This window comes from Flavobacterium sp. Arc2 (assembly GCF_041431385.1).
Lineage (GTDB): Bacteria > Bacteroidota > Bacteroidia > Flavobacteriales > Flavobacteriaceae > Flavobacterium.
Genome location: NZ_JASMRH010000042.1, coordinates 1 through 22,798, shown reverse-complemented (window position 1 = coordinate 22,798; position 22,798 = coordinate 1). Strand labels below are relative to the sequence as shown.

Below are 22,798 nucleotides of genomic sequence, written 5' to 3'. Positions count from 1 at the left end.
AAGCCCACAGTCCCGATGCAACGAAGTGGAATCGCGGCGAGGACTTGTAGCGAATAGCCCGACCGATTATAAAAAAAAGAGGCTACTCCTTATATATAGGTATAGCCTCTTTTTTTATAATGGGGAACGCCCAAACACTATATCAATCGAAACGCATTGCTTTAACTGGTGAAATTTTGGTTATTATATAGGACGGAATTAGCAATACTAAAAAACACACACTTATAGTAAGTCCGTTTAATTATACAATGTACCCCCAATTAAGATACACTGGTACTTGATCGACGTAGTAATTCTCAGGATTTAGTTTGATTATTCCGAAATATTTCTGAATTAGCAAAATCGCCATTCCAATTAGATTACCCCAAAATAATCCCCGAAGAATTAGATAAGAAATCTAGTAGCGAAAAAGCAAACAATTTTGGATTGCGGTAATAATCGAAATAACTCCATATTTACATAATCTTTCAACACAAAAAGCATTTACACTTCAATTTGCAAGCATAGGGAAAATTGACTTTTTCTTGTTCAGATTATCTAACCTTTTTGGATAATCCCCAACTTTTGCGCTTGATCCTACAAAACACGAAACGAAATTATTTGAAACAAAAAAAAGCCTTTCCGTTAAGAAAGGCTTCCCCAATAATGCGGTCTGGACGGGACTCGAACCCGCGACCCCCTGCGTGACAGGCAGGTATTCTAACCAACTGAACTACCAAACCTCAGCGCTATTGCGGTTGCAAATATACAATACATTTTAGTTTAAAACCAACACTAAATTCAAAAAAAAATATCATTACTAAAACATACTTTCTCAAAATACTAGACGTCAGCCCTCTATTTAAATTTTTACTCAATTATTAATCTAATAAAAATACCATTCACTCTTTTTCAGCATCAAAAACACCTCGTAAAATACCAAAATTTACAAATTAAGTGACTTCTCTCACCTTATTCACACCACATTAAGGTCACTTTTAAAGCACTTTTACAAATCTTCACGACTCTAATTATAGTGAAAACTGCACGCCTCCACAAAACAATACCCAAAGACAAATTACCGTAAATCAAAAAAGCCATCCGTAGGTTCTGAATAAATCCAGAAACATGGAAAGCTTTTCATTGGTCTAACTACTAAACCCGGTCTCATTGCTACCAACTCGACCAAACAACACAACTAACTTTAGATACTTTAATGGGGCAAAAAAGCCTTTCCGTTAAGAAAGGCTCTCCCCAATATTGCGGTCTGGACGGGACTCGAACCCGCGACCCCCTGCGTGACAGGCAGGTATTCTAACCAACTGAACTACCAAACCTCTGCGTTATTGCGGTTGCAAAGATACAATACCTTTCGACTTACGCAAGCATTTGTAATTAAAAAATAAATATTTTTTTAAACTCCCTAGCCAAAGTTTTGTTTTTCAACTAAGTATGTCAGCAAAACTTTTTCAAAATTATCACTAACATTCACCGGAACGTACTTAATCTTATTTTGAGCACAGCTTAAAGCCAGTTTTTTAAAATACAAAGCTGCTTGTTTTTCATATTCTTGCTTCACATTATCAGCAAAAACCGAAATGGATTCACCAGTCTCTACATCAATGAACTTCCTGGGAGTATTGTCAAAGTTAAAAGTCAATTCTGTTTTAGCGTCTACAACATGAAACAAGACCACCTTATGCTTGTTATGTTTTAAATGTTGCAATGCGCTAAACAGTTTCTCCTCTCCCGAGTCAGATTGAAACATGTCTGTAAATAATATAATCATGGAACGCCTATGCATTTTTTCGGCAATCTGATGTAAAAAAGTAATTGTATCTGTATTCTTTTTAACCTTGGGTTTAACTAAAGTGTTTTCAAGTGCGTTCAATACCATTCGATGATGACGGTCACTCCCTTTTTCTGGTGCATAATACTCATAGGTATCTGAAAACACACTTAACCCTATAGCATCCCGCTGCTTCTTTAAGAGATTCATTAAAACAGCCGAAGCCAAAACAGAAAAACCAATTTTATTCTCGTAAAAATTTTGCTTCGGCTTTAATTCAGGATAATGCATTGATGAAGAATTATCAACAATAATATGACACCGTAAATTAGTTTCCTCCTCAAACCGCTTTGTATACAAGCGATCTGTCCTAGCAAATAGCTTCCAATCGATATGCTTGGTACTCTCGCCAATATTATACACTTTATGCTCAGCAAATTCAGCCGAAAAACCATGAAACGGACTCTTGTGCATCCCTGAGATAAATCCTTCTACCACCTGATTAGCCAATAGTTCAAGATGCTGAAAACTTGAAACCTTTTCTATATGCGACTCAATCTTCATACTACTCTTTTTTTATTAGTTGCGCACGAGATAAATCATCTGTGGCTTGCAGCAATTTCCTTTTTAAAATTGGACTGAATTTTGGATTTTGCTTTAAGAAATCGTTCATTATATTCAAAGCCTCTTCAGAAGAGTATTTACCAATACTATTAACCAGCCATGCCTTTGGAAAAAAAATATCTCCAGTGAGCTGAATTTCTTCAACTAAATCTAAATTGCTTTTTAAATACTTGATAGCATTCTTTTGAAGCAGAGGATGATGAATATTAGCTAATGCTGTTTGTACCCAAGATTCTTTTTCCCTATTCTTCTCGTCTTTTAATGATTCCATAAAAGCGTCTTTTACCGCTTCATCATTAGATAACGAAGGTTGTAAAAAATCAAATCGCTTTTGCTTATCTGGATTACTAATCCTCTGTCTTGCTTTTACAAGAATTTCATCCGATTTTTCATGTTTAAATATCGCTAATTTCATCGCTACATTACTAAAATCATCCTCGTTTAATTTTAAGCCAGCGATTACCAACTCTTTATTCCATATCTGGTATAACTTTTCTTTAGCAGTGTTTGTGTAAGCGAAGTCCTCAAACAAGCCAAATAAAGTTTTTTTAATATTAGAAGGTAAATCCTCTTTTAATCTATCATATACCGTTTCCTCTAAAGCACTTTGACTGGCTGTCTTCTGATTCTCAGTCAGAAAATACCAATGTAAAGAGCTCAGTTGATTTGCCAGTAACTTTACAATAAGCTCATTATTTTCAACTTTGAGTCCCCTCAAACAGTTATCAAAAGCTAATTTTGGAGAAATAGTACCCGATAACGTATTTTCATAAAGGTTGATATAACTATAAGCACGCGCGACCTCATCATTAATTTCCGGAATACGCTTTAAATCCCTACTATTTATTGGAAACACGCCATAACCATATCCATTATAATTATATACAATTGCCAATGGTTTTTCAAGACCTACTGCTTCCTTTATATTTGTTACGCGTCCATTTACAGCTACTTTAATTATCTTGGTCGTTTTAGGATAAACCAATCCAATTTCAAATATTTGCGGCCATATATTTGAAGAGCCGTCCTCAGCATGCTGTTTGATTACAAAATTTTTAATCCTTGAATCACTATCATAACTAACTTCATCTGTAAAAATAGCTCTGCCTAACTTGTTAACCCAAACCTTGCTCCACTTTTTTAAATTCACAGTAGTTTCGGCATCAAGAATCGCAACAAGGTCATTCCAATCAGCACTATCATAAGCATACTTACTAATATATTTCTGAATTCCTTTCTTAAATGCCTCTAAACCCATTGTAGCCTCTAACTGACGCATCATAATAGGAGCTTTGTGATAGATTATACCACCATAAAGAGAACCAGCATCTTTGAGATTTGCTAATTCTTGACGAATAGCATGGGTTCCTTTAGTACGGTCCTCATCATAAGCTGCAGGATAATGTGCCGTCAGGAATTGTAAATTATGGTTTGTATTAGGAAATGCAGGATTCATTATTTTATCGGCCATGAAATTAGCAAATACTTCTTTCATCCAAACATCATCAAACCATTTCATCGTTACTAAATCCCCAAACCACATGTGAGAAGTTTCGTGAGCAATTAACTTTCCTCTATTTAATTTTTCGCTTTCTGTAGCATTTTGGTCTAAAAACAATGTCCCTTCTCTATATTGTATAGCGCCTACATGCTCCATTCCTCCATATTGAAAAACAGGAATAGCAGCAAAGTCCATTTTCTTGAAAGGAAATAAATATTGAGTATAGTTTTCCAGATAAGAAACTGCCTGACGGTGTAAATCAAAAATAGTATCTGTACTTTCCTTTATTTTTTCAGCGTTATTTTCCCTATAAAGCATCGTTATAGGAAAATCATCAAGCGTCTGAGCGGTACTTTTAAAATTACCAGCGACAAATGAAAACAAATAAGTACTCATTTTGTCTGATTTTTCAAATTCGTACTTAATAAAATCTCCTTGTTCTATTTTCTTCTCAACCGGAGCACCTGCCAAAACTAACCACTCCTTAGATGCGGTAATAGTTAGACTATAGCTTGCTTTAATATCGGGTTGATCAAAACACGGAAATAAAGTACTGGCTCTATCAGGAACTAATAAGGTATATAAAAAATCATCGTTCCTATTTAATGATAGATTTCCGGCAATAAACATTATTTCAATCGTATTGATCCCTTTAACTAGCTGTTCTTTTGGTATAATTATATGTTCCTTCTCTCGTAACACAGGCACACTTTTACCGTTTACAATAATCTTTGTTAGATTTTCTTTTTTCTCATTAAAATCCAAATACAATGGCGATTGCACGCTTTTAATGCTGATATTTAAAATAAGTGAAGATGAAATAGGCTTTTCTTTTTCTTTTGGCAAATCAAATGAAAGAGCATAAGAAACATCAGAGACCTGACTTTTACGGAATACCGCCAATTCTTTAGATATACCGTTTTCTACCAAAGTAGCCTTTTTAGCTGATTGACAAGAAAACAGCAAAGAAACCAAACACAGTAACCAAAAATTTAATTTCATTATACCTTAGATTTATATATAGGCTAAAAATAAAAAAAGTTTGACCTAAGTCAAACTTTTTTACCTGAATTACTTCAGATGGTATAAAAATTATAATCTACCGATTACAACAACGCGTCTAAACTATCTGCGTAAGTTTGCTTAGGAGCTACTCCTACTTGCTTCCCTACAACTTCTCCGTTATGAAAAACCAAAACCGTTGGAATGTTTCTCACACCGTATTTTGCAGCAAATTCTTGGTTTGCATCAACATCTACTTTCCCGATAACTACTTTTCCGTCGTATTCAGTACTCAATTCGTCAATGATTGGCCCAACCATTCTACAAGGCCCACACCATGCTGCCCAAAAATCTACCATTACTGGTTTATCTGATTTTAAAACTACTTCTTCAAAAGTAGCATCTGTTATTGCTAATGCCATAATTTCTCTATTTAAAATTTAAGGTTCTGATCTCATTCAAAACCGGAATACAAATTTAGGCATTTAAACCAAATGAAACACTATCCTCAAATTAGTTTTGGCTATGAAAGTATTGTCAATAATTATAAAAACTATTTTAAAGATTGATTTGCTTTAAAATAGAAGCTAGTCCTGCTCTTCGCTATATCTTTTTATTCTGAACTTGTTTCAGTATCCTGAAACAAGTTCAGAATAAAAAGGATGCCGCTGCGATCAGGGCTAAAGCATTTGTATTACTCTAAAACTTTCATCCAAAAAAAAGACCCTCTTTTTAGAAGGTCTTTATATAATTTATTGTCGTTAGAATTACAAGCTGTATTTTAAACCTACAGTTAATCCAACTCCACTAATACTAATATAAGAACTTAAATCATCTCCTGCTTTATTTTCATCATAACCAGCAGCATTTGTTGTTTTACTATTAGAAGTATTATTCAAACTACTACCATAATTTATATTGATTTCCGAATTTGAAATATGTAATGGATGTCCAACAGGTAAATCAAAACCATTAGCTCCATTAACAGTATAATCTGTTACTTCTTTATTTTTACCATGTACAGTAAAATTACGATATTCGATTTCTGCAAATGCTGAAATATTTTTACCTAATTTATATGTTGTACCTAACGAGGCTAAGAAACCAACAGTAGGTTCTGGCTTAATCACATCTTTACGATATACTGGACCAGCAGCTGTTACTGCATTTGTCTTTATATCTAATTGTCCATGAATAGGAACAATTACACCAACTTTAGTATAAGGTTCAAAACCTTTGTGTTCTCCTAAAAACAAGACTAATGCAGGCGCTATATCAAACGCTTTAACCTGCCCTTTTATATCCAAAGCTTTAACACCATCGCTAATAGTTTCAACCATAGTTTTTTCGTTACTAGTGTAATAATTTACACCCATCTCAAAACCTACTCTTGTATTAAATCTATACCCTCCTGTCAAACCAGTTCTAAATCCTTCACCAAAAGAACCCGTTACACTTTCTTTAGATACCAAACTTCCGCCAACATAAACTTGTCTTAAAGGCTCTCTACCATTAACACTTGGAAACTCAGTTGCTGTTGCTTGAACAAAATATGATCCTCCAAGCTTTACATACCAGCCTTTATCAGCTGTATTACTTGCATCATCTTTAGTTTGCCCCAACATTGCCATTGAGCAAACCATCATCCCTAATACTAGTAGGTTCTTTTTCATAGTTTTAAATTTTTGATTTAGTTGTACAAACATATATAAATTTAAACAATCTTTTACCTACGGAAAAATCGTTTTCGTAAGTATACCTACTAAAAAGGCCTGTTTTTCTAAAACTATGCGTGCATACTATATTTTTTAACTCAATTATTATATTTTAAGCAAAACTTTAACGCTAAAAACTTTAATTCAACTTAAAATTGATCTGCATTTTCTCTAACTCAAACAGCAATTCATTTGAAATTTTTATCTTCAATTTTCTACTAGCCATCGTTAATTTAGTAACCACTTTAATCTCCTCGATTTCAACAGCAGCGGCAGTTTCGGTTTCTATAGATTCAGAGACTTCTAGGGTGTCATTTTCGTCAATAAAATCGTCGGTTCCATTTTCAATAATAATTGGCGCTGCCTCCACTATTTTCTTGACTTTTTCTAATTCCATAATTTCAAAAGTCACCAGATTATCTCCTTTATTTTCGAAAAAAAGATGACCTAACTTATGTATAAATTCGGGATCTAAGTCACTAATATTAAGCAGTACAATTAGTTTTTTTGCAAAATCATCTAGTACATCCTGTAAATACTGTACTAACATGAACTGTATCCTTGGTTCGCTTTTTTTACCAGTGTCTTGATTAACCCATCCCTCTTTAACCAATACTTTCATATAGGTAAAATTATTCTGAATAAAGAAATGACGGAACTTGAGGTATTCTTCTCCAAAAATCTTAAACTCATAACTTTCGTCATAACCTTCTAAAGTGAATATCCCCCAGCCTTTTCCGTTTTTAGCAACACGATGCTGTACATTATTTATGATTCCGCCAAAGGTTAAGTTTTTCCCCACATGAAGCTCTAAACTCCGCAGCGCTTCCAGCTTAGCGTTACAAAAATACTTCATCTCAAATTTGTAATCATCTAATGGATGCCCTGATATATAGATTCCTACGACCTCTTTCTCTTTGGCTAATTTCTCCATTGTACTCCAGTCCTCACAAGGAGGAATGATTGGCTCTTCAATTTGTACATCACTACTTTCTCCAAACAAACTGACCTGCGATGAGTTCTCGTTTTCTTGAAATTTAGCACCATACTTTATCGCCTTTTCATAAAAGGTAATTCCGTCACCGTCATCATGAAAATACTGAGAACGCAAAGTCCCATCAAAAGAGTCAAAACCTCCGGCAAGTATAAGGTTCTCTAATGCTTTTTTATTAGCAGCACGCAAATCAATGCGTTTGGTCAAGTCAAAAACCGACTTGTACTTCCCGTCTTTTCTGTTTTCGACAATAGTTGCCACTGCTCCCGCTCCTACCCCTTTTATAGCTCCCATCCCAAAACGTACCGCATAATTATCGTTTACAGTAAATTTATAGAAGGACTCATTTACATCTGGCCCTAATACCTCAAGCCCCATTCGCTTGCATTCCTCCATAAAGAAAGAAACTTGCTTGATGTCACTCATATTATTAGACAAAACCGCAGCCATATATTCGGCCGGATAGTTGGCTTTTAGATAGGCCGTTTGATAAGCAATCCACGCATAGCAGGTAGAGTGCGATTTATTAAAGGCATATTCTGCAAAGGCTTCCCAGTCTTTCCAAATTTTTTCTAGCTTATCTTCCGGATGCCCTTTGGCCGCAGCCTGACTAATGAACTTAGGCTTCATTTTATCAAGTACATCCTTTTGTTTTTTCCCCATCGCTTTACGCAAAACATCGGCATCACCTTTTGAGAAATCAGCCAGTTTTTGAGACAAAAGCATTACCTGTTCTTGGTAAACAGTAATTCCGTAAGTATCTTTTAATAATTCTTCACAAGCATCAAGGTCATAAATAATCTCCTCTTCCCCATTTTTCCTTTTTACAAAACTCGGAATGTAGGCAATCGGTCCCGGACGGTATAACGCATTCATGGCAATCAAATCTGGAAAAACCGTTGGCTTTAATTCCTTCATATATTTCTGCATTCCGGCAGATTCATACTGGAAAATACCGACTGTTTCCCCGCGTTGGAAAAGCTCGTATGTTTTTAAATCATCTATTGGAAATTCATCTGGATTCAGATCAATTCCATTTCTATATTTTACTAATTTGACCGTATCTTTTATAAGCGTCAGGGTTTTCAAACCTAAGAAGTCCATTTTTAACAATCCAGCCGTTTCCACCACCGAGTTGTCAAACTGCGTCACATACAAATCAGAATCTTTGGCGGTAGCCACAGGAACAAAATCAGTGATGTCACTTGGCGTAATAATCACCCCACAGGCATGTATTCCCGTATTTCTTAAATTCCCCTCCAGCACTTTAGCTTGCTGAATCGTCTCACCTCCTAAATCATCCTCACCAGCCAGAGCGATTAATTCTTTTATTTTGTCAAACTCTTCTGGACGAACCGCTTTTCTTATTAAGGCTTCGTCTTCATTTAAAAATCGGGCTAGATTCCATTTCCCAGGCATCATCCCCGGAATTAATTTGGCAATTTTATCAGCTTCAAATAAAGGTAAATCCAATACACGAGCAGTATCTCTAATTGCCGATTTAGTAGCCATTTTACCATAAGTGATAATTTGAGCTACTTGCTTTGATCCATATTTCCTTATCACATAATCCATTACACTGCTTCGTCCTTCGTCATCAAAATCGATGTCAATATCGGGTAGTGACACACGATCGGGATTCAGGAAACGCTCAAAAAGCAGATTATACATCAACGGGTCAATGTTTGTAATTTTCAAACAATAAGCTACTACTGATCCTGCCGCAGATCCACGCCCTGGACCTACTGAAACGCCCATACTTCGGGCTTCGGCGATAAGATCCTGTACAATCAGGAAATATCCCGGATAACCAGAGTTAGAAATAGTTAATAATTCAAAATCTAAACGTTCCCTAATTACTTCTGTAATTTCAGGATATCTTCTATTTGCCCCTTCGTAAGTAAGATGTCGCAAATACGCATTTTCTCCTCTCACTCCACCATCCACAGCATCTTCTGCAACGTAAAACTCCTCAGGAATTTCAAATTTAGGTAACAATACCTCCCTTGCTAAATTGTAAATTTCAATTTTATCCACAATTTCAGACAAGTTGAAGATAGCTTCAGGTAAATCCGTAAATAGCTGCTTCATCTCGTCACCAGTCTTGAAATAGTATTCCTGATTGGGCAATCCAAAACGATATCCGCGACCACGACCTATTGGTGTAGTTTGCTTTTCACCATCACGAACACACAATAAAATATCGTGTGCATTGGCATTTTCTTTATCTATATAAAACGTATTATTAGTAGCCACTATTTTCACTTCGTGCTTTCTAGCCAAAGAAATCAAAGTAGTATTCACTCTATTTTCATCCTCTTGATTGTGACGCATTACCTCAATATAGAAGTCTTCCTTGAACTCATCTTTCCACCATATCAAAGCTTCTTCGGCTTGGTTTTCACCAAGATTTAAAACCTTATTTGGAATTTCTCCATTAAGGTTTCCTGATAATACAATGATGTCTTCTTTGTATTGCTGAATAACTTTCTTGTCAATTCTAGGTACATAATAAAAACCTTGAGTATAGGCTATCGACGACATTTTAGCCAAATTATGGTATCCTTTTTTGGTCTTCGCCAGAAGAACTATTTGGTATCCGTTGTCTTTGCGGGATTTGTCTTTATGGTCTTCACAAACAAAAAACTCACAGCCTACAATAGGTTTCATCGGAACCTCTGTTGGCTCTTCTCCATCTGCAATCAAAGCTGCATTTTTGGCTTCAGCCGCTTTATTATGATTTAAAACATCACGAACAAAGTGAAAAGCCCCCATTAAGTTAGCATGGTCTGTCATAGCAACAGCAGGCATTTTCTCCTTTGAAGCCGCTTTTACAAGCTGCGGTATACTTATTGTCGATTGTAAAACGGAGAATTGAGTGTGATTATGTAAATGGACATAATCTGTATCAACCAGTACTTTCTTATTCTGTGATAGTTCCTGTTTTGAAACCGTTGCTGTTTGCTTTTCGCCAAATTGCTGACGGATTGCATCAGAAGCTTGTTTTAAATTGATGTGCTTTAAACCAATAAGCTGAATCTCTCTTGGATTCTTACTCTGGAATTCATGGAAATAACCAGCTGGCACGTCCAGTTGCTCTTTGGTAAAATCTTCTCTTCTAATTAATTCTAAGAAACAACGTGTAGTTGCCTCGACATCGGCAGTGGCGTTGTGCGCTTCTCCAAATGCCTTATTAAAAAGAAAACTGTGTAATTCGGTTAACGTTGGTAATTTAAATCTTCCTCCACGACCACCGGGTAATTTTAATAAAGAAGCAGTCACTTCTGTACAGGTATCTAGAACTGGCATAGTACTCATCTGGCTTTCCACTCCCAAACGATGAAACTCACAACCCATTATATTAACGTCAAAACCTAGATTCTGACCTACAATAAATTTAGCTTTACCCAATGCCACATTGAATTTCTCCAAAACTTCCGCTAAGGAGATTCCGTTTTCTGCTGCTAATTCAGTAGAAATACCGTGAATTCTTTCCGCATCATACGGAATATTAAATCCATCCGGTTTTACTAAATAATCTTGATGTTCGATGAGTTTCCCCATATCATCATGTAGCTGCCATGCAATTTGTATACAACGTGGCCAGTTATTAGTATCAGTGATGGGTGCATCCCAACGCTTTGGTAATCCTGTAGTTTCAGTATCGAATATTAAATACATATCTGTAAATGAGGTGATTGCAATTTGTGCGAAGTGCAAAAAATGAATTTCAAATTTAGCTCTTTTTTAAACCAATGAAAAAGGAAGTTATCAACAAAAAAAATAATAAAAGCACGGTTTAAATTCATCTTTATAAGTTCGTTAAAACTTAACATAAGACTCACCTATTCAAAATTAATACTATTAATGAATAATTCTTTTCTCTCCTGTAAATTCTTTTGATTTGCTAAAAACAAAAGATAATCAATCTTTGGATGTCGTAGTATTGAAGTAAAAAAAAAGACGGAAAAATGATTTTAAACTAGCATTAAACCAACTATAAAACACTAAAAACGAATTCAAACAAAGTCTCTCAAAAAGAAGTTTCATTGCTAATTTAATAAAACAAACCGTTTTGAATTGCTTTATTTCAAAAAACAACACTAAAAAGAACTTCATATACCACACTATTCTTAAAAACCAAACTAGAGTTAAATATTATATTTCGATAAATGCAAAATCTTAAAAAAAAAGTTCTGCATCTAATTACAAAATGTAGAATCTAAATAAAAGAACTACTTAGCCATTGAAACTAACTTTGGGTATCGTATAAATTGAAATATCGCAGTTGACACTTTAACGACTTTTTTTAATTTTGTTACCTATTACGATGATTAGAAAAGCTAGCATTGTAAAATTACAATTAAAAAATAATAAAATGAGCACTACATTATTTGACAAAGTATGGGATTCGCACGTTGTGCGTAAAATTGAAGATGGACCAGATGTGTTTTTTATTGACCGTCATTTCATTCATGAAGTTACAAGTCCTGTTGCTTTTTTAGGTTTAAAATCTAGAAATATTAAAGTTTTATACCCAGAGCGTACTTTTGCTACTGCAGATCATAATACACCCACAATTAACCAACACCTACCTGTTGAAGATCCACTTTCTGCGAATCAACTTAAAGCATTAGAAGACAATGCTGCTGAATATGGTATTTCTCACTGGGGACTTGGTGATCCAAAAAATGGAATTGTACACGTGGTAGGTCCTGAAAACGGAATCACATTACCCGGTGCAACTATTGTTTGTGGAGATTCACATACTTCAACTCACGGTGCTTTTGGTGCGATTGCTTTTGGAATCGGAACTTCTGAGGTTGAAATGGTTATGGCCACACAATGTATTATGCAGCCTAAACCAAAGAAAATGCGTATCAACGTAAATGGAACTTTGAGCAAAGGTGTAGGACCAAAAGATGTTGCTCTTTATATTATCGCTCAATTAACTACTTCGGGAGGTACAGGATATTTTGCTGAATACGCCGGAAATATTTTTGAAGAAATGTCAATGGAAGGTCGTATGACCGTATGTAACTTGAGTATCGAAATGGGTGCTCGCGGTGGTATGATTGCTCCTGACCAAAAAACATTTGACTTTTTAGAAGGAAGGTTATTCGCGCCAAAAGGAGAAGCTTGGACAAAAGCGGTAGAATATTGGAAAACCCTAAAAACAGATACTGATGCCGTTTTTGATAAGGAATTAAACATCAAAGCAGAAGATATCGAGCCTATGATTACTTATGGTACTAATCCAGGAATGGGAATTGGTATCTCTAAAAATATTCCAAATGCTAACCAAGTTGAAGGTGGTGCAGAAACTTACAAAAAATCTTTAGCCTATATGGGTTTTGAAGAAGACGAAGTAATGATTGGGAAACCAATTGATTTTGTTTTCTTAGGAAGTTGTACCAATGGTAGAATCGAAGATTTTAGAGCCTTTACAGAAATTGTAAAAGGACGCAAAAAAGCAGACAATGTAACCGCGTGGCTAGTTCCAGGCTCACATGTTGTAGAAGCACAAATTAAAGAAGAAGGATTGTTAGACATTCTAACTGAAGCTGGTTTTGTATTGCGTCAACCAGGATGTTCTGCTTGTTTAGCAATGAATGATGATAAAGTACCTGCCGGAAAATATTCAGTAAGTACCTCAAATAGAAACTTTGAAGGTCGTCAAGGTCCTGGTTCAAGAACACTATTAGCAAGTCCAATTATGGCTGCTGCAGCTGCCGTAACCGGAAAATTGACTGATCCGAGAGATCTTTTTTAATAAGCTTTAAACTTTTGTCCTATCGAGCGGAGTCGAGATGCGTAAAGTTCTCGACTCCGCTCGAACAGACAGCAAGACAACAAAAAATTACAAAATATTTTTAGCTTTTACTTTTTTCAATCTCCCGTAAGGAAAGACCGAAATAAAAAATCTAAAATAAAAAACAACAAAAAAATGGCATACGATAAATTTAACATCCTTACCAGTAGCGCAGTGCCGTTACCGATAGAAAACGTAGATACAGATCAAATCATCCCTGCTCGTTTCCTAAAAGCAACAGAACGTGTTGGCTTTGGAGACAATCTTTTCCGTGACTGGAGATATAACGGAGATGATACTCCTAAGGCTGATTTCGTTTTGAACAATCCAACTTACTCCGGAAAAATATTAGTAGGCGGAAAAAACTTTGGTTCAGGTTCATCAAGAGAACATGCAGCTTGGGCAGTTTACGATTATGGATTTCGTGTTGTTGTTTCCTCTTTCTTTGCTGACATCTTCAAAGGGAATTGCTTGAATATTGGAGTTTTACCCGTTCAAGTTAGTCCAGAATTTGCAGCAGCAATTTTTAAAGCCATAGAAGCTGATCCAAAAACAGAATTAGAAGTCAACCTAGAAGCGCAAACAATTACATTGCTAGCTACTGGTGCAAAAGAATCTTTTGACATCAACGGATACAAAAAGAACAATATGCTAAATGGTTATGACGACATTGACTATTTACAAAACATTAAAGAAGAAATTGTAGGCTTTGCCGACAAGCTTCCTTACTAACAACAACCAACTATACGCAGTTACGGAAGCACCCTTTTTAAGGTTATGCTGACGTAACTGCTTTTATTATTTTATAAAATATAATTGTACGATTCTTAATCCTTCAACTCAAAATCGTATTAGCATCAAATTTAGAAATGGAAAAAAGAAAAATTGAAATAATGGACACGACGCTCCGTGATGGTGAACAAACCTCAGGAGTATCCTTTTCTGCCGCAGAAAAGTTAACCATTGCACAATTGTTGTTGGAAGAATTAAATGTTAATCGAATCGAAATCGCTTCGGCGCGAGTAAGCGAAGGAGAATTTCAAGGAGTTAAAGGGATTATGGCTTGGGCCGAAGAAAAAGGATACAATGACCGAATCGAAGTTTTAACTTTTGTAGACGGAGGTCTTTCTATCGAATGGATGAAAAAAGCGGGAGCCAAAGTTCAAAACTTATTGACAAAAGGCTCACTAAACCACTTAACGCATCAATTAAAAAAAACTCCTGAACAACATTTTTCCGAAATTGCTCTAACTATTACATTAGCAAAGGAGAACGATATCGATACTAATGTTTACCTAGAAGACTGGAGTAACGGTATGCGCAATTCACCTGAATATGTTTTTCAGTACCTGGACTTCTTAACAAAACAGCCCATTAAAAGAGTCTTATTACCAGATACTTTAGGGGTTTTAATTCCTTCTGAGACTTTTGAATTTATTTCACAAATTATAAATAGGTACCCAAATACACATTTTGATTTTCACGCGCACAATGACTATGATTTGAGTGTTGCTAATGTCATGGAAGCTTTAAAAGCTGGGATTCAGGGATTACACGTTACCGTAAACGGAATGGGAGAACGCGCTGGAAACGCACCTCTTGAAAGTACCGTTGCCGTAATCAATGACTTTATGCCTGATGTTCATATAGATGTGAAAGAATCTTCTTTATACTCAGTTAGTAAATTAGTAGAAACTTTTACTGGATATAGAATTCCTGCTAACAAACCTATTGTAGGTGACAATGTATTCACGCAAACAGCGGGGATTCATGCTGACGGAGACAATAAAAACAACTTGTATTTTAACGATCTACTTCCCGAACGTTTTGGCAGAAAACGCCAATACGCCTTAGGAAAAACTTCTGGCAAGGCTAATATTGAAAAAAATCTTCAAGAGTTAGGTCTAACGCTAAATCAAGAAGATTTAAAATTAGTTACCCAAAGAATTATTGAATTAGGAGATAAAAAAGAAACCGTAACGAAAGAAGACTTACCTTATATTATCTCTGATGTTCTGGACAGTCAAACCTATCAGGAAAAAATAGTAGTAGAGTCTTATGTTCTCTCTCATGCAAAAGGTTTACGCCCTTCAACCACCCTTTGTTTAAAAATAGAAGGGGAAGTCATTGAAGAACACGCTCAAGGAGACGGACAGTTTGATGCATTTATGAATGCATTGGCAAAAATATATAAAAGCAAAGAATTGCAATTGCCAAAACTGATTGATTATGCAGTAAGAATCCCACCTGGAAGTAGTTCTGATGCATTATGCGAAACTATTATTACTTGGACTAATAATGGAAAAGAATTTAAAACTAGAGGATTAGACTCTGATCAGACTGTAGCTGCAATCATTGCAACACAAAAAATGCTAAATGTAACCTAAACCCCTTTACAGCCTTCCTCAAAAAAGAGGGAGAAGAATAAATAAAAAAGAAGCATAAAATAAACTCTAATAAATCTCTATATTTCTTTAAGGGAACAGATACAAAGTAGAGAAAATTAGAAAAAAATAAATTAATAAACACAATCCATCAACACCCAGTCACCCACTTTTCTTGGGGGCCAGGCGAAGGAAAAAACCATAAAACATGAAATACACTATCGCTCTTTTAGCCGGAGACGGAATCGGACCAGAAGTTATAAATGAAGCAGTAAAAGTTTCTGACGCTATTGCAAAAAAATTCAATCACGAAATTGTTTGGACACCAGCACTTACAGGTGCATGCGCTATTGATGCCGTTGGAGTTCCTTATCCTGACGAAACGCACGAAATATGTATGGCTGCAGATGCCGTACTATTTGGAGCGATCGGACATCCAAAATATGACAATGACCCATCGGCAAAAGTAAGACCAGAGCAAGGTCTATTGCTAATGCGTAAAAAATTAGGTCTTTTTGCTAATGTACGCCCTACTTTTACTTTCCCTTCTTTGATTGATAATTCTCCTTTAAAAAGAGAACGCATCGAAGGAACTGATTTAGTTTTCTTGAGAGAATTGACTGGAGGAATCTACTTTGGAGAAAAAGGAAGACTTGACGGAGGAGAAACTGCTTTTGACACTTGTACTTACACTAGAGTTGAAGTACAACGTTTAGCTAAAAAAGGTTTTGAACTAGCGATGACACGTACTAAAAAATTATGTTGTGTTGACAAAGCAAACGTATTAGAAACCTCTCGTTTATGGAGAGAAACGGTACAAGCAATGGAAAAAGATTATCCAGAAGTTACTGTAAGCTACGAATTCGTAGATGCAGTTGCTATGCGATTAGTACAATGGCCTAACTCTTATGATGTATTAATTACTGAAAACTTATTTGGAGATATCTTAACCGATGAAGCTTCTGTAATTTCTGGATCTATGGGATTAATGCCATCAGCATCTGTTGGAGAACACACCTCTTTGTACGAACCTATTCACGGTTCTTACCCACAAGCTACAGGATTAAATATAGCTAATCCATTAGCAACTATTTTATCGGCAGCAATGATGTTTGAAGATGCATTTGGTTTAAAAGAAGAAGCCGCTGCAATTAGAGCTGCAGTAAATAAATCATTAGAAAAAGGAATTGTAACAGAGGACTTAGCAGCCAAAGGAGCAACAGCATATAAAACAAGTGATGTTGGAGATTGGTTAGTAGCTAATTTATAATAGTTGAATTTAATATACTAAAAGCTGTCTATAAAAAAATAGACGGCTTTTTTTTATGACCTTCCGCAAAGAGACACATGAAGAAAACAGTGAATGTTTGCATAACAATTACGAATTAAGCGCCAAATAAATCTTTTTTGACCACTTCATAATAACTATCACTTACAGGAATTTGTAATGTCCCTAAAAACAAATCCCTACTTTTAAGTCCGGTAACCTTTGTTTTGTTTACAATAAAAGACCTGTGTACTCTAATAAAAACAGATGGATCTAATGTTTTCTCTAATGATTTCAACGATTGTAGACTCATTATTTTTTTTGTAGCAGTATAAAAAACAGCATATTCACTATCACTTTCAATATGAGTAATTTCGTCATATTTTAATTTGAACAAATCATATCCCGATTTTACAGTAATAGTATCAACTGTGGCTAAAGCATCTTTTTTAATTTTCTGAATTGCTTGTAAAAACCGATTAAATCCTATGGGTTTTAACAAATAATCAATTGCACTAAGTTCGAATCCTTCCAACGCATAGTCAGAATAGGCCGTTGTAAAAATAATACTTGCCTCTGGCGGAATTAACTTAGCAAAATCAGTTCCTTTAATTTCAGGCATTTGAATATCTAAAAACACCACATCAATACGCTCCTTTTTTAGAATAGCAATCGCGTCTAAAGGATTTTCAAAACTTCCAGCTAGTTCTAGAAAGTCTAATTTTTTAATATAACTTTCAATTAATTTTCGAGCCAGTTCTTCATCATCAATGACAATACATTTAAGCATTAGTGTCTATTTTTAGTTCAACTCTAAAGGTATTATTATTTTCGCTTATTTCTAATGAATGATTGTTTTCATACAATAACTTTAATCTTTTTTGAACATTCACGATTCCTATTCCCCCCACCGCATCTTGAATCTTAGGTCCTTTTCTAAAACTATTTTCAACAACAAAATGAATGGTGTCTTTTGTAGAGTGCAGATCAATCTTGATGAAAGCTTCCGCTATATTTTCGATATTACTATGTTTAAAAGCGTTTTCTACAAAAGGAATTAATAGCATAGGAGCTACTTGCAGTCCTTTATTTTCGATTAAAAAATCAGTTTTAACTGGATACTTTTTACTGCTTTTAAGCAAAAATAACTTAATAAAATCCTCTATATAAGTCACTTCCTTTTCAATAGTTACTTTAGGTTTTTCACAATCATATAAAACATAACGAAGCATATCTGATAAATACAAAATACTTTCTTGCGCTTTATTTGCATCAATAATCGATAGAGAATAAATATTATTTAAAGAATTAAATAAGAAGTGCGGATTAATTTGTGATTTCAAAAATTTCAATTCATTTTCAATATTTTCCGTTTTACTTAAAATTAAGGCTTCTTCATTTTTTTGTGCAAAAGAAAAAGTTTCTAAAAAAATAGCCAAAATATAAGAAACACTTAGCAACAAGATATTTATTAATATAGGCGAAGGTAAATCTTTACGACCCACACTAGGAGGTGGCGGGCGCAACCCTATTTCATGTGCTCCTTGTATAACACTAGCCGAAACAAATGCACTAATTAACAAAAGCACTAATGAAACTAAAGTGAACTCCAAATACTTTTTCTTGAAAAGCAGCTTTGGAGCTAGAACAAAAACAAGTCCTATAATTAAAAAAGCCTGAAAAATATAAGCGAGATAATTATCGTGAAAAAATCTTGAGAATTCACGTTGGTTTAGACCAAGTATTACCCATACTGTAGCCCATAAAAAGAGTTGAAAAACGGTTCTGTTAGTTCTATTCATAGTACAAATAAAGAAAATAAAAATTAACTAATTTGGAAAAACTCGCTGTTTAATCCCTTGAAAACGAATACTCATATCCCTAACAAGGGCCTTCTACTGAAAATATCCACTAGTTTACTGAAAATTAAGAATACGTTTTAGTTAAAACTTCAACTTTGTACTCAATATTAATTTCAAAATATACAATCATGAAAAAAATAAGTATTTTACTTTTATTTACTATTCAACTACTCTATACTACTTCTTCCTGCTCTAACGACAGTTCAAGTTCTGATGATACTGAAGTAGTTGTTGACGATTCAAATTTTGAAGCCACAGACTGGACCACAGCCACACATAGTAAAAAAGCCGACCCTAATTTTACAGAAGTTTTTGACGATAATAGCGTGAAAAGACTAGATATTGTAATAGCAAAAACACGTTGGCAAAGTATGCTTGACGACATGACAGCAACCTATGGGAAATTTGGAACCAATTCTAATTCAAGCCTATCCGAATCGGATGAAGATCCGCTTATGGTTCCCGCTGAGGTATTTTATAACGGAAAAGAATGGTATCGAGTTGGGGTTCGTTTTAAAGGAAATTCCAGCCTACAATCAACATGGTCTAGCGGAAATCTAAAATTATCTTTTAAGTTAGATTTTGATGAGTATGAAGATGATTATCCTCAAATTGAGAATCAACGTTTTTATGGTTTCAAAAAATTAAGTTTAAAAAATAACTACAATGACAAATCGATGTTGCGAGAAAAGGTAGCTACTGACATTTTTAGAGCATCTGGAGTTGCAAGTTCGCATGCCGCTTTTTATACAGTATATGTTGACCATGGTGACGGACCAACTTATTTTGGACTTTATACTTTAGTAGAAGAAGTTGATGATACAGTGATTGATACACAGTTTTCAGATAACGATGGAAACTTATACAAACCAGATGGTACTGGAGCTACCTTTGCCTACGGAAGTTTCTCAGAAAGTGTTTTCGAAAAGAAAACGAATGAAGACGCTGCTGATTATACCGATGTCAAAGCTTTATTCACCGCATTACATGCTAGCAATAGAACAACTGATGCTGCCGCTTGGAGAACAAATTTAGAAACTGTTTTTGATACGGATACTTTTTTAAACTATTTAGCTGTCAACACAGTAATTCAAAACTGGGATACTTATGGAAGAATGACTCATAATTATTACCTATATAATAACCCCGACACAGGTAAACTATCATGGATCCCTTGGGACAATAATGAATCTTTACAAAAGGGAAACATGGGAGGCTCTTTGTCTTTAGACTTCTCTGACGTAACAAAAACCTCATGGCCATTGATTGGTTACCTTTATAATGATGCAACATATAAGGCTAAGTACGATACTTACGTTAAAAATGTTATTGATAATGCTTTTAATGAGACAACCATTAAAGCCAAATACACCAGTTACGCAGCGCTAGTTAAACCATACGCAACAACCGAACTTAAAGGCTACACTTTCTTAAATAGCACCGCCGATTTTCAAACTGCAATAAATGAATTAAGTTCACACGCAACACAACGCACCACTGCAGCGAATGCCTATTTAAAATAGATAAAAGTGCATAATCCCTTTTTATTGAATCAAAGGATCAAGTATCAAAAGACAACTTAGATCCTTTGATTTGAAAATAAAACATTAAGTCATTTTAATAATTACTACCGTTTTTTCAGTAACACACAACAACTACACAATAGGTCATACCTAGTACACTGAGAACTAATAGGCATTCACTGAAAACAACAAAAACAACAAAATAATTTTCTCAAATTTGTACTCAATAATAACTTAAAAAAAATAAAAAATCATGAAAAAATTAATATCAAAAATAGTATTCGGTGCTGTATTTATTTTAGGAACAACAAGTTCTTTTGCACAACCAAGTGATAAAAAAGAGGGACAAAAACCACCTACAGCAGAAACAATATTAAAAGAAATGGACGCTAATAAAGATGGAAAATTAGCTAAATCAGAACTAAAAGGTCCTATCAAAGATGACTTTACAAAAATCGACACTAACAAAGATGGTTTTTTAAGTCTTGAAGAATTAAAAAAAGCACCAAAACCAGAGCATAAAAAACCAAGAGACTAGTTTATATTTCAACTACCCAAATCAAACAATATAAAACACCAACTCAATGAAAAAAGCGAATTTAATACTAGCAGGAATAAGCGCTATGACAGTGGCTATAATGACCTGTTCATGCAGTAGTACAGACTCGGAAGAAACAACAACAGAAGCAACAACAGGAACACTTGACCCTGCTTACGCTGCGTTTGATACCACTCAAACCGATATTTATTTAAGTGGTACCAATGTTGTAATTGAAACTACCGGAAAACCAAACCATAAATCAACATATTGGGGTTCAACAAATGCATTATACTTAAGCGAGCCAACTGTAGAGATGACTGCTGGTGGAGCAACTTTAATTACAGGTTATGATGCGTCAGGATCATTAACTGTACCGCAAAATCCTTCAATTGCTACTAAAACGACGGCTACATCGCTTAATCATGTAGGTATTGCTGTAAGTGGTGCAGCCATTTTTAATGACTCAGAAGGAAATGGGCCATTATCATCTGCAGCTGCAAGTCTTGACTGGTGTGGTGCGCACATTGGACCATCAGTTTATCACTATCATTTAGAGCCAAAAGCGTTTTCTTATGATGACAGTAATTTAGTTGGAGTTATTGCTGATGGTTATTTTATTTATGGTAGAAAATGTAGTTCTACAGGTACTTACCCTACTGATTTAGATTCTTCTCATGGGCATACTTCAACTACTCCATATTCAACTACTGCAAAATACCATTACCATATTAGTAGTACTTTGTATTCTACTACAGGAAGTTATGTTGTTTTTGCAGGACCATACAAAGGAACACCAAGTAATTTTGTTAAATAAATTACTAATAATAGTACTAATTTTTTGGTTTTTTGGTTGTAAAGAAGGTAGTGATTCACAACTTTCTTACGATCAAAAGAACAAGAAAACAATGTATAATACTGTAGATAAAAGCAAACTGGATTTGCATTCAAATGAAGGAAAATGGTATTACAAAGGAAAACCATTTACAGGGAATGCTGTTACTTATTATATTGATAAAAAGAAAAAAGAATTAATTCCCTTTTTTGAAGGAAAGAAAAATGGTTTAAGTCAAAAGTGGTATAGTAACGGAAAGCTTCAAAAAGAATCTTTTTATAAAAATAATAAACTAGAAGGTGAAGGAAAATCATGGTGGGAAGACGGTAAACTAGCCTCTGAATCATTTTATATCAATGGAGTTGGCAATGGAGTTCAAAAAGAATGGCACCCCAACGGCAAAATGTCTAAATTAACTACCTTAAAAAACGGTGTTGAAGAAGGAATACAACAAGCTTGGCTTGAGAACGGAAAAGTTTATGTTAACTGCGAAATGAAAAACGGTCGCACTTTTGGTCTTAAGAAAGCGATATTATGTTATGAATTGAAAAAAGAAGAAGTACAATATGAAAAATAGTTTTTACCTACTTGTTAGCCTACTCCTTTTAATTGGATGTAAAAATACAACAGAAGAAAAAGTTGTAAGCAGAGTAGACACTTTGCCTTTTTATGACGATCCAACATTTACACCTAAGTGGCTATCAAAAAAGAGTGATTCATTAAAAAATTTTCATTCTATCGCTAATTTTTCGTTGATTGATCAAGAGGGCAATCCTATCACTAATGCTACTTTTGCTAATAAAATATATGTTGCCAATTTCTTTTTCACCACTTGTCCTGGAATTTGCCCAAAAATGGCGGCTAGCATGACTGTACTACAAAAAGAATTTTTAAATGGATCAAGTCTAAATGTTGTGGGGAAATATATAAATAACGACTTTTGCAATTATAAAATATGTCTCAATGCAAGATT

16 protein-coding genes, 2 tRNA genes and 1 pseudogene are annotated in these 22,798 nt (G+C 34.8%); 9 read left to right on the top strand and 10 right to left on the bottom strand.

The window, feature by feature from the left end; translation table 11 throughout:
- Positions 1–142: 142 nt before the first annotated feature.
- The 8 genes and pseudogenes from QO182_RS18785 to dnaE form a co-directional block, all read right to left on the bottom strand.
- A pseudogene (locus tag QO182_RS18785) lies at positions 143–391 on the bottom strand (ABC transporter permease); the annotation flags it as partial.
- A gap of 257 nt (positions 392–648) precedes the next feature.
- A tRNA-Asp gene (locus QO182_RS18780) sits at positions 649–722 on the bottom strand.
- Positions 723–1,242: 520 nt separating this feature from the next.
- Positions 1,243–1,316, bottom strand: a tRNA-Asp gene (locus QO182_RS18775).
- An 86-nt stretch (positions 1,317–1,402) separates the two neighbouring features.
- Positions 1,403–2,332: a DUF58 domain-containing protein gene (locus QO182_RS18770; RefSeq protein ID WP_371563461.1), complete on the bottom strand. Its 930-nt coding sequence runs from the start codon at positions 2,330–2,332 to the stop codon at positions 1,403–1,405.
- Position 2,333: 1 nt separating this feature from the next.
- The gene (locus QO182_RS18765) at positions 2,334–4,895 is read right to left on the bottom strand and encodes a M1 family metallopeptidase (protein WP_371563459.1); all 2,562 of its coding nucleotides are present in this window, start codon (positions 4,893–4,895) and stop codon (positions 2,334–2,336) included.
- Positions 4,896–4,999: 104 nt separating this feature from the next.
- Entirely contained in the window at positions 5,000–5,317 is a 318-nt protein-coding gene (trxA, locus tag QO182_RS18760; protein ID WP_073244015.1) for a thioredoxin, read from the bottom strand.
- A 345-nt stretch (positions 5,318–5,662) separates the two neighbouring features.
- A complete protein-coding gene (locus QO182_RS18755) occupies positions 5,663–6,568 on the bottom strand; it encodes an outer membrane beta-barrel protein (protein WP_371563456.1) in 906 nt (301 codons plus the stop codon).
- 181 nt (positions 6,569–6,749) lie between these two features.
- On the bottom strand, positions 6,750–11,285 hold the full coding sequence (dnaE, locus tag QO182_RS18750; RefSeq protein WP_371563464.1) for a DNA polymerase III subunit alpha: 4,536 nt from the start codon (positions 11,283–11,285) through the stop codon (positions 6,750–6,752).
- Positions 11,286–11,982: 697 nt separating this feature from the next.
- Here dnaE and leuC point away from each other — a divergent pair.
- The 4 genes from leuC (at position 11,983) to leuB (ending at position 17,070) form a co-directional block, all read left to right on the top strand.
- Positions 11,983–13,377 (top strand): 3-isopropylmalate dehydratase large subunit, encoded by a 1,395-nt coding sequence (gene leuC / locus QO182_RS18745; protein ID WP_371563453.1) that lies wholly within the window; start codon positions 11,983–11,985, stop codon positions 13,375–13,377.
- A 174-nt stretch (positions 13,378–13,551) separates the two neighbouring features.
- Entirely contained in the window at positions 13,552–14,148 is a 597-nt protein-coding gene (gene leuD, locus QO182_RS18740; RefSeq protein ID WP_371543415.1) for a 3-isopropylmalate dehydratase small subunit, read from the top strand.
- A 137-nt stretch (positions 14,149–14,285) separates the two neighbouring features.
- Entirely contained in the window at positions 14,286–15,803 is a 1,518-nt protein-coding gene (locus QO182_RS18735) for an alpha-isopropylmalate synthase regulatory domain-containing protein (protein ID WP_371563450.1), read from the top strand.
- A gap of 205 nt (positions 15,804–16,008) precedes the next feature.
- Positions 16,009–17,070, top strand: coding sequence for a 3-isopropylmalate dehydrogenase (leuB, locus tag QO182_RS18730; protein WP_371543421.1), 1,062 nt, complete (start codon positions 16,009–16,011; stop codon positions 17,068–17,070).
- Between the two features lie 115 nt (positions 17,071–17,185).
- Here leuB and QO182_RS18725 read toward each other — a convergent pair whose 3' ends face one another.
- On the bottom strand, positions 17,186–17,857 hold the full coding sequence (locus tag QO182_RS18725; RefSeq protein ID WP_371543424.1) for a LytR/AlgR family response regulator transcription factor: 672 nt from the start codon (positions 17,855–17,857) through the stop codon (positions 17,186–17,188).
- Entirely contained in the window at positions 17,850–18,869 is a 1,020-nt protein-coding gene (locus tag QO182_RS18720; RefSeq protein WP_371563447.1) for a sensor histidine kinase, read from the bottom strand. The genes QO182_RS18725 and QO182_RS18720 overlap by 8 nt, the downstream gene beginning before the upstream one ends.
- A gap of 188 nt (positions 18,870–19,057) precedes the next feature.
- Here QO182_RS18720 and QO182_RS18715 point away from each other — a divergent pair, with 188 nt between their 5' ends.
- From QO182_RS18715 to QO182_RS18695, 5 genes are all read left to right on the top strand, one after another.
- Complete coding sequence (locus QO182_RS18715; protein ID WP_371543430.1) at positions 19,058–20,452, top strand: CotH kinase family protein; 1,395 nt, start codon at positions 19,058–19,060, stop codon at positions 20,450–20,452.
- Positions 20,453–20,705: 253 nt separating this feature from the next.
- Complete coding sequence (locus tag QO182_RS18710) at positions 20,706–20,990, top strand: EF-hand domain-containing protein (RefSeq protein ID WP_371543432.1); 285 nt, start codon at positions 20,706–20,708, stop codon at positions 20,988–20,990.
- A 46-nt stretch (positions 20,991–21,036) separates the two neighbouring features.
- On the top strand, positions 21,037–21,807 hold the full coding sequence (locus QO182_RS18705; protein WP_371563444.1) for a YHYH protein: 771 nt from the start codon (positions 21,037–21,039) through the stop codon (positions 21,805–21,807).
- Between the two features lie 91 nt (positions 21,808–21,898).
- A complete protein-coding gene (locus QO182_RS18700) occupies positions 21,899–22,402 on the top strand; it encodes a toxin-antitoxin system YwqK family antitoxin (protein ID WP_371563441.1) in 504 nt (167 codons plus the stop codon).
- Positions 22,392–22,798: SCO family protein (locus tag QO182_RS18695; protein WP_371563438.1), on the top strand; the 407-nt coding region annotated here is incomplete at its 3' end. The genes QO182_RS18700 and QO182_RS18695, both read left to right, overlap by 11 nt.